This is a genomic window from Bradyrhizobium rifense (assembly GCF_008123425.1).
Lineage (GTDB): Bacteria > Pseudomonadota > Alphaproteobacteria > Rhizobiales > Xanthobacteraceae > Bradyrhizobium > Bradyrhizobium rifense.
In genome coordinates this window covers 42380-53901 of sequence record NZ_VSSS01000077.1, presented here as the reverse complement: position 1 = coordinate 53901, position 11522 = coordinate 42380, and the positions used below count along the sequence as shown (strand labels likewise).

At 64.5% G+C, this 11522-nt stretch carries 9 protein-coding genes; 4 read left to right on the top strand and 5 right to left on the bottom strand.

Annotated elements, in window-relative coordinates:
* Nucleotides 1–253 (top strand): transposase (locus FXB40_RS41290; protein WP_148778008.1); only part of this gene is annotated, 253 nt, incomplete at its 5' end.
* Between the two features lie 163 nt (nucleotides 254–416).
* Here the strand turns inward: FXB40_RS41290 and FXB40_RS41285 are convergent.
* Nucleotides 417–1589, bottom strand: a complete 1173-nt coding sequence (locus tag FXB40_RS41285; protein ID WP_148778007.1) for a phosphorylase family protein — start codon at nucleotides 1587–1589, stop codon at nucleotides 417–419.
* A gap of 267 nt (nucleotides 1590–1856) precedes the next feature.
* Between FXB40_RS41285 and FXB40_RS41280 the strand changes: the two genes are divergently transcribed.
* Nucleotides 1857–3500: a S53 family peptidase gene (locus FXB40_RS41280; protein ID WP_148778006.1), complete on the top strand. Its 1644-nt coding sequence runs from the start codon at nucleotides 1857–1859 to the stop codon at nucleotides 3498–3500.
* 114 nt (nucleotides 3501–3614) lie between these two features.
* Here FXB40_RS41280 and FXB40_RS41275 read toward each other — a convergent pair whose 3' ends face one another.
* Nucleotides 3615–5030, bottom strand: coding sequence for an MFS transporter (locus FXB40_RS41275; RefSeq protein ID WP_148778005.1), 1416 nt, complete (start codon nucleotides 5028–5030; stop codon nucleotides 3615–3617).
* A 325-nt stretch (nucleotides 5031–5355) separates the two neighbouring features.
* Nucleotides 5356–6288 carry a LysR family transcriptional regulator gene (locus tag FXB40_RS41270; RefSeq protein ID WP_148778004.1) on the bottom strand — a complete coding sequence of 311 codons (933 nt, stop codon included), beginning with the start codon at nucleotides 6286–6288 and terminating at the stop codon, nucleotides 5356–5358.
* A gap of 105 nt (nucleotides 6289–6393) precedes the next feature.
* Here FXB40_RS41270 and FXB40_RS41265 point away from each other — a divergent pair, with 105 nt between their 5' ends.
* Together FXB40_RS41265 and FXB40_RS41260 are read left to right on the top strand one after the other, a co-directional pair.
* A complete protein-coding gene (locus tag FXB40_RS41265) occupies nucleotides 6394–7569 on the top strand; it encodes a CoA transferase (protein WP_148778003.1) in 1176 nt (391 codons plus the stop codon).
* Nucleotides 7566–8513: a hydroxymethylglutaryl-CoA lyase gene (locus tag FXB40_RS41260; protein ID WP_148778002.1), complete on the top strand. Its 948-nt coding sequence runs from the start codon at nucleotides 7566–7568 to the stop codon at nucleotides 8511–8513. The genes FXB40_RS41265 and FXB40_RS41260 overlap by 4 nt, the downstream gene beginning before the upstream one ends.
* A gap of 42 nt (nucleotides 8514–8555) precedes the next feature.
* Here FXB40_RS41260 and nikR read toward each other — a convergent pair whose 3' ends face one another.
* Both nikR and FXB40_RS41250 read right to left on the bottom strand, forming a co-directional pair.
* On the bottom strand, nucleotides 8556–9008 hold the full coding sequence (gene nikR / locus FXB40_RS41255; RefSeq protein WP_148778001.1) for a nickel-responsive transcriptional regulator NikR: 453 nt from the start codon (nucleotides 9006–9008) through the stop codon (nucleotides 8556–8558).
* A gap of 57 nt (nucleotides 9009–9065) precedes the next feature.
* On the bottom strand, nucleotides 9066–11516 hold the full coding sequence (locus FXB40_RS41250) for a heavy metal translocating P-type ATPase (RefSeq protein WP_187437493.1): 2451 nt from the start codon (nucleotides 11514–11516) through the stop codon (nucleotides 9066–9068).
* Nucleotides 11517–11522 lie beyond the last annotated feature (6 nt).

Genomic DNA, 11522 nt, shown 5'->3' with positions numbered 1-11522 from the left:
ATGGGAGCATGAACATCTGCTCGATGCTGTGCAGCAGCGCCTTGATGCGAACCCGATGGCTATGCGTCAACGTCGCGAGACCGTCGAGCATCCGTTCGGCACAATGAAGGCCCGCATGGGCGCGACACACTTCCTGACCAAAACGCTTCCGAAAGTAGCCGCCGAGATGGCTCTTTCGGTTCTGGCCTACAATCTAACAAGGGTCATGAACATCGTCGGGATCAAGCCGCTGATCGCTGCGATCGCGGCCTGAGACCGAACCGTCCTGGCTTCTCACCGCCCTCCCGCGGAAGGCGTTTTTACACGACCAAGACCCTTGGGCCGATGCGGCGTTATTGTTTGGGCATGATCTCCGCGCAAACGCGTTCCGCGTTTGTCGCGAGGGAAAACCGCGTCACACTTTTCCGGATCATGCCCTATGGTTCCGCCACGATGCTCGCCCAGCAGGTGATGGCGCTGCAGACCGTGCTCCAGCGGCCAAATCCCTTGTAGATCTGGGCGGCGACCTGTTCCTGCTGCTTCAGGGTGCCTTCAGCCTTGATCTGCGGATCGGAGACGTTGCGGATCGCGAGCCAGCGCGGCGCCTTGGCGCCCATCTCCTGGGCGACGAGACCCAGGATGGCGTCGCCCATCTCCGAGACGTCGCCGAGCCCCTGCAGACCGAAGTGATTGTCCGAGGTGTCGAAGCCGAAGAAGTCGGTGGTCACGACGGAGGATGACAGGCCGCTCGGCGCGACGACGAATATCTTCGGCGCGCGGGTGTTGGTCTTCGGCAGTTGCCCGGCATTGGCCTTGAACAGTGTCTTGGCCGTTGCGAATTTCGTCGTCTTGGCCGATTTGCTGGAAAAATGCTCCTGCGCAAACGGCTGCTTCTTGAACTTCGAGAGGCAGTCGAAGCGCACGATCGGGCTGACGACGACGTCGCCAACCTCGACCTGCTTGCCGATGCCGCCAGCCGTGCCCGTGGTGATCACGAGCGTGGGCTGCACCTCGGTGATGATCTGGCGCCAGACGTCGATATTCGGCAGCTGCGGGCCGTCCTGCGACATGTGCGAATCGGATTTGAACACCACGACCTTCTTCTTGCCGATCGTCGTGGTCCAGAAGGCGCCGAGCCGTTTCAGCTCCTTGGCCGGGCAGCCGTTGCGCATCTTCGTCGAGATCGTCGCGTAATTATGCGTGTAGGGGATGTAGTCGTTGTGCGAGTCCTTGCCCGGCGTCAGCACGCGGCTGAGCGCGTGGCCCTCGTCGACGGTCCAGGTCACGACCAGCACGTCGGCGCGCGGCAGCGGGCCCTTGCCGTTGCCCGCGGGCTTCGGCCCGGTCTGCGGCGCAAGGCCCTTGGGCCAGGGAATGTCGGTGAAGCGCGACAGCCCGGTCGCGGTCGAGAAGGCCAAGAACGCGCGGCCTTCGGTCGATTCGGAATCGAAATCGATGATCTCGCGCTGAAAGTCCTCGGGCGCGACCTTGGCGGTCTTCTTCACGGCGGCGTCCGCGACGCGCTTGACCACGAAGGTCTCGCGCGGCGGCGGTGTGGTGATCGGATCGAACCCGAGATTCTTCTCAACCCATTTGCGGTCAGCAGGCATCACGCGGTCTCCGCCAATTGTTTTTGACAAGCGTCTTCATTGGTCGGCCAGACCAGCCAACGGTTGCAATCTGAGGTCGAAAAAGCAGGCGCGAATGGTCCGCACTATTGACCGATTTCGTGCCGATTTGAAGCAGCAGAGAATTGACTCTGTAAAACAAGACTGGTTTTGAAAAAAACGCTCAATCATCTGAACCAATTCGCCGCTGAGATTACACCTATAGTTGAGGTGCAACAATCCGCCTTCCAATCACAAACGGAGGAAGTCATGGCAAGCTCGACCAAGCGTGTTGCGCTCGTGAACAGCGCCCGGAAATTGCCGAAGGGAGCCAAGCTCGTCGGCGCGGCCGATCCCAAGCAGGAAATCGAGATCAGCGTTCGCCTGCGTGCCAAGCGCGCCGACGATGAACTGGTGATGGCGCTCGGCGCGCAACCGCCGCGCGAGCGGGAATATCTTTCCCGCGCCGAGTTCGCCGAGCAGATGGGCGCCGATACCACCGACGTTGCCAAGATCGACGATTTCGCGCATCACAACGAGCTCAACGTCAAGAGCGTGCACCTGGCCTCCCGCACGGTGAAGCTGACCGGCACGGTGAAGGCGATGTCTGCTGCCTTCGGCGTCAAGCTCAACAAGGTCAAGCACGACGGCGCGACCTATCGCATGCGCAAGGGCAATGTGCAGATCCCGGCCGAGCTCGAAGGCATCGTGGTCGGCGTGCACGGCCTGGACAACCGGCCTGTGGCGCAGCCGCATTTCCGGCGCAAGCTGGCGAAAAAGGGCGCGACCGCGCGTGCGGGGCACGGCGGCAGCTTCTCGGTCGAGCAGATCGCGCAGCTCTACAACTTCCCGGGCGGCGAGACCGGCGCGGGCCAGTGCATCGCCATCATCGAGCTCAACGACATTGACCAGGAGGGTCACCCCACGGGCGCCGGCTACAAGACCTCCGACCTGAAGACCTTCTTCAAGAAGGCAGGCATCCCAATGCCGCAGATCGTGCCCGCAAGCGTCGACGGCGGCGCCAACAAGCCCGGCCATTCCGAGGCTGATGGCGAGGTCGTGCTCGACATCGAGGTGGCCGGCGCGATCGCGCCGGGTGCCAGGATCGTGGTCTATTTCGCGCCGAACACCACCAACGGCTTCATCGATGCGGTGAAGGCCGCCGTCCACGACACCGCGCGAAAACCCTCGGTGATCTCGATCAGCTGGGGCGGACCGGAAGATCCGGCCGGCTCACAGCAATTCGTCGACGGCCTCAACGAGGCGATCCGCGATGCCGCCGCGATGGGCGTCACCGTCTGTGTCGCCTCCGGCGACAATGGCTCCGCGGACATGGCCGACGGGTGGGACGGCAAGCCGCACGCCGATTTCCCGGCCTCGAGCCCGTTTGCACTGGCTTGCGGCGGAACCAATCTGAAGGCCTCGAACGGCACGATCACCGAGGTCGTCTGGAACGGTGGCCCGCAGGACGGCGCGGGTGGCGGCGGCGTCAGCATCGTATTCCCCAGGCCGCAATACCAGGCCCACGCCCATGTGCCGAAATCGCCGTCGCATTCGGTCGGGCGCGGCGTGCCCGACGTTTCCGGCGATGCGGATCCCGCAACCGGCTATCAGATCTTCCTCAACGGCGTCATGACCACGATCGGCGGCACCAGCGCGGTGGCGCCGCTGATGGCCGGATTGATCGCCCGCATCAACGAGGCGACGACCAAGAAATTCGGCAAGACGGTCGGCTTCATCAACCCGCTGATCTACGCCTCCCATGCACAAGGCGTGTTCCGCGACATCACGATCGGCAATAACGACATCACCGGCTCCCTGCACGGCATGTACAAGGCCGGTCCCGGCTGGGACGCCTGCTCAGGCCTCGGTGTCCCCAACGGCGCGGCGCTGCAGAATTTGCTGGCGGCGTGAGTTTGTAGACGCTCTCTCCTCCGTCATTGCGAGGAGCCCTTGCGACGAAGCAATCCAGAGTCTCTCCGCGGAGGCAGACTGGATTGCTTCGCTACGCTCGCAATGACGACCGAGCTACATCGTATCCAGCGCCTTGCCGCGCACGTTGGGGCCGAACAGTGCCATCGCGATCACCACGATCAGCATGGCCACGGTGATCAGGCCGAACACGCCGGTGACGCCGGCCTCCTTCAGCATGTAGGCGACGATGAAGCCGGAGAACGTCGCGCTCAGCCGGCTCATGGAATAGACGAGGCCGGACGCCTGCGCACGGATCTGGGTCGGAAACACCTCGGTCTGGTAGGCGTGATAGGCGTACGACATCGTCGTGTTGCAGGCCGTCAGCAGCACGCCGCAGACGATCAGCAGTCCGGGCTCGGTCAATTGCGCGAACGCCATGCCGAAGGCGATGATGGCGATGCAGGCGCCGGCGATGATCCAGCGGCGCTCGAATTTGTCGGCGAAGCTTGCGGCCAGCAACGGCGCGATCGGATAGGCGAAGGCGACGATGAAGGAATATTGCAGGCTCTTGGTGACGGTGATGCCCTTCTCCACCAGCAGCGTCGGCACCCAATTGGCAAAGCCGTAGAAGCCGAAGGCCTGACAGAGGTTGAACACCATGAACAGGACGACGAGCGACAGATAAGGCGGCCGGAACAGATCGGTGAAGTTGATGCGCGCTGCTGTTTGCGCTGTTGGCCGCGCGAGCGAAGATGAAGGGCTCGGCGTCGCACCTCCGCCTCTGGCTTCCAGCGCTGCAAGAATCCGGAACGCCTCCTCGGTGCGACCATGACGCGCCAGCCAGAGCGGGCTCTCGGGCAGGAACAGCCTGAGCACCCAGATGATCATGCTGGCGGCGGCGCCGATCAGCACCACCCAGCGCCAGCCCTCGATGCCATAAGGCGCGAGCGGCACCAGCCACCAGGCGAGGAAGGCGACGATTGGCACGGCGACGAACATGATCGACTGGTTCACCGCAAACGCGCGTCCACGCATCCGGCTCGACACGAGCTCGGTGATGTAGGCATCGATGGTGATGACCTCGACGCCAATGCCGATGCCGGCGAGGAAGCGCCAGAGCAGCAGGCCTTCCGAGGAGGTCTGGCAAGCCATGATCACCGATGCCGCGGTGTAGCCGAGCAGCGCATATGTGAAGATCGCGCGGCGGCCAAAACGGTCGGCGAGGAAGCCGAGGAAGAAAGTGCCGACGAACAGGCCGGCAAAGGTCGCGGCGACGAAGGCGCCGATGCCGGAGAAGCCGAAGAAGGCCGTTGTCGTCGTGGAGAGCAATCCGCTGCGGCTCAGCCCCGGCGCGATGTAGCCGGTCAGGAACAGATCGTAGATCTCGAAACAGCCGCCGAGCGAGAGCAGGATGACGAGCCGCCAGACATAGCCCGTGGCCGGCATCGCCTCGAGCCGTCGCGAGATCTCGTCCGGTCCGGATGGTGCAGCGCCGAGCTCAAAGCCTGTGTCGATGCCGACAACGCTCATGATGTCCTCCCCGTGGCGCGCGGATCGCGCGCGTTTCCCGGCGGCTCAGCTCTGTGGTTTTTCGCAAGCTCTGCCGGACCGCGCCATGTTGGCGGGGTGAAGACGGAAATCCAGAAGAACATATCGATGGGAGCGTTCGAGATTTTCGAACTCGGGGTTTTCTGACCTCGCCCCGCTTGCGGGGAGAGGTCGGAATTTGCGTCAGCAAATTCCGGGTGAGGGGGTACAGGTCCCTCGACGATCTCACGTGTTGAGAGAGGCCCCTCACCCCAACCCTCTCTCCGTAAGAACGGGGCGAGGGAGCGCACCGTCGTTGGAGAGGCAGCTACTTCACCAGCTCCGCCTGCCATGCCCCCGCGCGCACCTGCTCGGCGATCAGCGACAGCATCAACCGCCGCATCTCTTCCATCGCGTAAGTCATCGGGCGATTGCGCAGGCGGCAGAGATAGAGCGTGCGGGTAAGCTTCGGGGCGATCACTTCGCGCGCGACCAGGCGGCCGGCGGCGAGTTCCTCGCGTGCGAACAGCTTTGTCGCGATGGTGCAGCCGAGCCCCTCCACGAGCGCGCCGGTCATGCCCGTGATCGAGTTGGCGTGCAGGATCGCGCTGCCTTCCAGCCGCTTGAGCAGGACGGGATCGTCGAGCAGTGCGCGCGAGGACAGGCCAAGGCCGTAACGCAGCAGGATCAGCGGCAGCCGGCTCAGCTCCTCGAAGCGGATCGGGGTTTTGCTCTTGCCGACCAGTTTTGGAATGCCGACCAGGAACATCTCCTCTTCGAGCACGGCCTCCGTGATCAGCTCCTTCTCCGACGGCGGGTTGTAGACCAGCGCCAGATCGACATTGGAGATCATCAGATGCATCAGCGTCGCGCCCGACAGGCTCTCGGTCAGCGACAGCTTGAGCTTGGGATATTTGGCCAGCACCGTGCGCATCAGCTCGACGCCGATCGCCTTGACGCCGGAATTGGCCATGCCGATCGAGATCTCGCCGGCGATGACGCGGGCGCCCTCGCGCACCTCGGTCTCGGCCTCTGCCATCGCGCGCAGGATGATGCGGGCGTGCTCGTAGAGCCGCTCGCCGGCCGCCGTCGGGTCCATGCCGCGCGACTTGCGCTCGAACAGCGGCGTTGCGAACTCGGCTTCCAGATTCGAGATATGATGGCTGAGCGCGGATTGGGCGACATTCACCTGGTCGGCCGCGCGCGACAGGTTCCGCTGCTCATAGACGGCGATGAAATAGCGGAGCTGGCGCGAATCCATGTCGGTGAAGCGTTCTATAACTGCGAAGACACCATTCGACAGATTATATTTTTAAGAAGGCTTGTGAAGGCCTAGTCTTCAAGCCGAACCGACAGGGAGTGACGTATGGCTGAGACCGGATTGCCGCTCGAAGGCGTGCGGGTCGTCGAGATGACTCACATGGTGATGGGTCCGACCTGCGGCATGATCCTCGCGCAACTCGGCGCCGAGGTGATCAAGGTCGAGCCGCCCGCCGGCGACAAGACCCGCTCGCTCGGCGGCATGGGCACCGCGTTCTTCCCGCTGTTCAACCGCGGCAAGCGCAGCGTCGTGCTGGACTTCGAGAAGCCTGAGGATCGCGACACCATGCACCGGCTGCTGGAAACTGCCGACGTGTTCCTGGAGAATTTTCGCGACGGCCTGCTCGAAAAGCAGGGGTTAGGTGCCGAGGAACTGCGCCGCCTTCATCCGCATCTGATCATCGCCAGCCATAAGGGCTTTCTGTCCGGCCCCTATGAGCATCGTCCCGCGCTCGACGAGGTCGTGCAGATGATGTCGGGGCTCGCTGCCATGACCGGCACCAAGGAGAAGCCGCAGCGCGTCGGCTCCTCCGCCAACGACATCATGGGCGGCATGTTTGGCGTGATCGCGATCCTGGCGGCGCTCTATCAGAAGCGCGGCGGCAAGCGCGACGGTGCCGATATCCGCATCGGCCTGTTCGAGAACTGCCTGTTCCTGGTCGCCCAGCACATGGTCGAATACGAGATGACCGGCAACAAGCCGCGCTCGATGCCCGAGCGCGAGCACGCCTGGCCGATCTACGACATTTTCGATGCCGCCGGCGACGGCCGCATTTTCATCGGGGTCGTCACCGAGGGCCACTGGCAGGCGTTCTGCCGCGAGTTCGGCCTGACCGAGTTCCTCGATGATCCCAGTTTGCGCACCACCACCGATCGCATCCTGGCGCGGCCGCGGATCCTTCCACGCGTCGCCGAGATCATCCGCCAGCGGGACGTGGCGGAGCTCTCGCAACGGCTCGATGCGCTTAACATCTGCTTCTCGCCGATCAACCGGCCGGAAGATCTCCTCACCGACCCGCATGTGCTGCGGCCGGGTGGCCTCGTCACCAACCTCACCGCCGACGGCAAGCCGTTCCACGTGCCGACGCTGCCGCTCGAATGGAACGGCAGTCATTTTGGCGAAGGCCTGAAAGTCGCGCCGCTCGGCGCAGACACGTCGGCGGTCCGCGCCGAGATCGACAACAACGACGTCACGTCAAAAGCCGCTGGGAGGCGCGCATGAGCCGGATCGAGACCATCTACCCCGCTGACCGCGTCAGCCTGCGCGAGGTCGGCCTGCGCGACGGGCTCCAGCTCGTGAAGAAGATTCCATCAACCGAGGCCAAGCAACGCTGGGTGCGCGAGGAATACGCCGCTGGCGTCCGGCATTTCGAGGTCGGCTCATTCCTGCCGGCAAAGACCTTTCCGCAATTCGTCGATGTTCGCGATGTCATCGCGACGGTGGCCAGCCTGCCCGGTGCCCACGGCATCGCGCTTGCGCTCAATGAGCGTGGGGTGAACGAGGCGCTCGAATCCGGCGTCGGCGAGATCGCCTCGGTGGTCTCGGCCACCGAAGAGCACAGCCAGGCCAACGCGCATCGTTCGCGCGAGTCCGCAATCGCCAATGTGAAGCGCCTCTGCGAGATGCGCGACGCCAGTTCCCACAAGCCGCTCGTCAACGCCGCGATCTCGATGGCACTCGGCTGCTCGATCACCGGTGCGGTCGATCCCAAGGAGGTGCTGCGGCTGGTCGACAAGTGCCTCGAGGCCGGCGTCGATTTTGTCGCGATCGCCGACACCGTCGGCTATGCCGGGCCGAAGCCGGTGGGCGAGTTGTCGCGCGCCGCGGTCAAGCTCGCCGGAGCAAAGCCGATCTGCATCCATCTCCACGACACCCGCGGCATGGGCATCGCCAACGCCGCCGCGGCGCTCGACGAAGGCGTCCGCATCCTCGACGGCTCGCTCGGCGGCCTCGGCGGTTGCCCGTTCGCGCCCGGCGCGACCGGCAACGTCGTGTTCGAGGACCTCGTGTTCCTGTGCGAGAGCAAGGGCTTTACGACGGGCATCGATCTCGACAGGTTGATCGCGGTGCGCAGGATCCTGCGGGAGGAAATGCCGAACGAGCAGCTCTACGGCGGAGTGGCGCGGGCAGGTCTGCCCGGTGGGAGTGCAGCGAAGGCGGCGTGAGGCGCTTTCGCCTCTCCCCGCAGGCGAGGAGAGGGAGAAGAATTACTTATGCCGATGGCCGTGCCCGTGCTTCCGCGCCTTGGCAGGCTTGCCTTCTCCCGTCGGGATCATCACCACACGCCCATAACGCACGCCGCGTTCCGCGATGATATGGTCAGCAAACTGCTTGACCTCGGCAGCATCGCCCTTCAGCGCCGTCATCTCCATGCAATTGTTGTCGTCGAGATGGACGTGCAGGGTCGCCAGCGCGAGGTCGTGATGACCGTGGAATTCCTGCACCAGCCGCTTTGAGAGATCGCGCGCGGCGTGGTCGTAGACATAGACGAGGCCGGCGACGCAGGGGCCGCTCTGCGCGGTGTCCTCGCTCGATTGCTGCAGCCCGGCGCGGGCGAGATCGCGGATCATCTCGCTGCGGTTCTGGTAGCCGCGCGCCTCGGCTGCGGCATCGATCTCCGCCAGGAGATCATCCTCGATCGTGATCGTAATCCGCTGCATCAGGTCCTCTCCGCGGGTGCCGCCGAATGGACCTGTTCTACACGGATTTTGCGTCCCTCACAGCCGCGTCGCGCGCAGCCGCAGCGCATTGCCGACCACGCTCACCGAGGATAGCGCCATCGCAGCCGCTGCGATGATCGGCGACATCAGCACGCCGAAGGCGGGATAGAGGATGCCGGCGGCAATCGGAATGCCGGCGGCATTGTAGATGAAGGCGAAGAACAGGTTTTGCCGGATGTTGCTCATCGTCGCCTGCGACAGTTTTCGCGCACGCACGATGCCGGTGAGGTCGCCTTTCAGCAGGGTGATGCCCGCGCTTTCCATCGCAACATCCGTGCCGGTGCCCATGGCGATGCCGACCTCGGCCGCCGCCAGCGCCGGTGCGTCGTTGACACCGTCGCCGGCCATCGCGACGCTGCGGCCGGCTTTTTGCAGCTTTGTCACCACAGCGCTCTTCTGGTCCGGCAGCACCTCGGCCTCGACATCGGTGATGCCGAGCCGCCGTGCCACGGCTTCCGCGGTGGTGCGGTTATCGCCGGTCAGCATGATCACCTTGATGCCTTCGGCGGCGAGCGCCTTTAGCGCCTCTGGCGTCGAAGCCTTGACCGGATCGGCGATGGCGAACAGTCCGGCGAGCTTGCCGTCGATCGCCATGTTGATCACGGTGGCGCCGTCGCCACGCAGGCGTTCAGCCTCAGCGTCAAGCGCGGTGGTGTCGGTTCCGATCGATGTCAGGTACTTGGCGTTGCCGAGGACCACAGTCTTGCCATCGACCTTGCCGGTCGCGCCCTTGCCCGTCGGCGAATCGAAGTCTTCGACCTGGCCAAGCGTGAGCTGCTTCTCTTTCGCCGCGCGAAGAATGGCGTCGGCGAGCGGGTGCTCGCTGGCGCGCTCGACGCTGGCTGCAAGCCGGAGGATGTCATCCTCCGCAAAGCCGGCAACCGGAACGATCGCGACAACTTTCGGCTTGCCTTCGGTCAGCGTGCCGGTCTTGTCGACTACCAGCGTGTCGATTGTCTCCATCCGCTCCAGCGCCTCGGCATTCTTGATCAGCACGCCGGCCTGCGCACCACGGCCGACGCCGACCATGATCGACATCGGGGTCGCCAGGCCCAGCGCGCAGGGGCAGGCGATGATCAACACGCTGACGGCGGCGACGAGGCCGAAGGCGAGCCTCGGCTCCGGCCCGAACCAGGCCCAGGCGGCGAAGGCGATGACAGCAACAGCGATGACGGTCGGCACGAACCAGCCGGCGACCCGGTCCGCCAGCCGCTGGATCGGCGCGCGCGAGCGTTGTGCATCCGCGACCATCTGCACGATCTGAGACAGCAGCGTCTCGCGCCCAACCTTGTCGGCGCGCATGATGAAGCTGCCCGACTGGTTGAGCGTGCCGGCGATGACTTTTGCGCCGACTTCCTTGGTGACCGGCATGGATTCGCCGGTCACGAGCGATTCATCGAGCGAGGAACGTCCCTCCAGAATGACGCCATCGACCGGCACTTTTTCGCCGGGGCGCACGCGCAAGGAATCGCCGGCGTGCAGAGATTCGATTTCGACCTCATGCTCGCCGCCCGCGGCATCGACGCGTCGTGCAGTTTTTGGTGCGAGCTGCAACAGCGCCTTGATCGCGCCCGACGTCGCGTCGCGGGCGCGCAGCTCCAGAACCTGGCCGAGCAAAACCAGGACGGTGATGACCGCGGCGGCTTCGAAATAGACGGCGACCGCGCCCTCATGGCCGCGGAAGGTGGCGGGGAAAATCTGCGGCGCGACGGTGCCGATCAGGCTGTAGACATACGCGACGCCGGTGCCCATCGCGATCAGCGTGAACATGTTGAGGTTGCGCGTCACCAGCGACTGCCAGCCGCGGACGAAGAACGGCCAGCCGGCCCAGACCACGACAGGGGTCGCAAAGACGAGCTGGATCCAGTTCGACCAAGTCGGGTCGATCCAGTTGTGCGGACCTGCGAGATGGCCACCCATCTCCAGCACCACAGGCGGCAGCGCCAGCGCGCCGCCGATCCAGAACCGCCGCGTCATGTCGGCGAGCTCCGGATTGGGTCCGCTATCCAGGCTCGCGACCTCGGGTTCCAATGCCATGCCGCAGATCGGGCAGCTCCCGGGTCCGACCTGGCGGATCTCTGGATGCATCGGGCAGGTGTAGATCGTGCCCGCCGGCACCACCGGCTCGGGCGCCTTTTCTTTCGCGAGATATTTTGCGGGATCGGCAGCGAATTTGGTGCGGCAGCCGGCGGAGCAGAAATGGAAGGTCTCGCCGTGATGCTCAAACCGATGCTTCGAGGTCGCGGGGTCGACGCTCATGCCGCAGACGGGATCAAGGACCTTTGTCGCGGCTGCGCCATGGTCATGATGATGGTTGGCATGATCGCCGTGCCCGCCGCAGCATGAGGCCGCCGCAGGTTTGGCAGCGGGCGGGGTGGCCTGAGCGGAACAACCGCATCCGGAATCAGCGTCCGAATGGTGGTGATGCCTGTGTTCGGGCTCGTTCATTCTAAT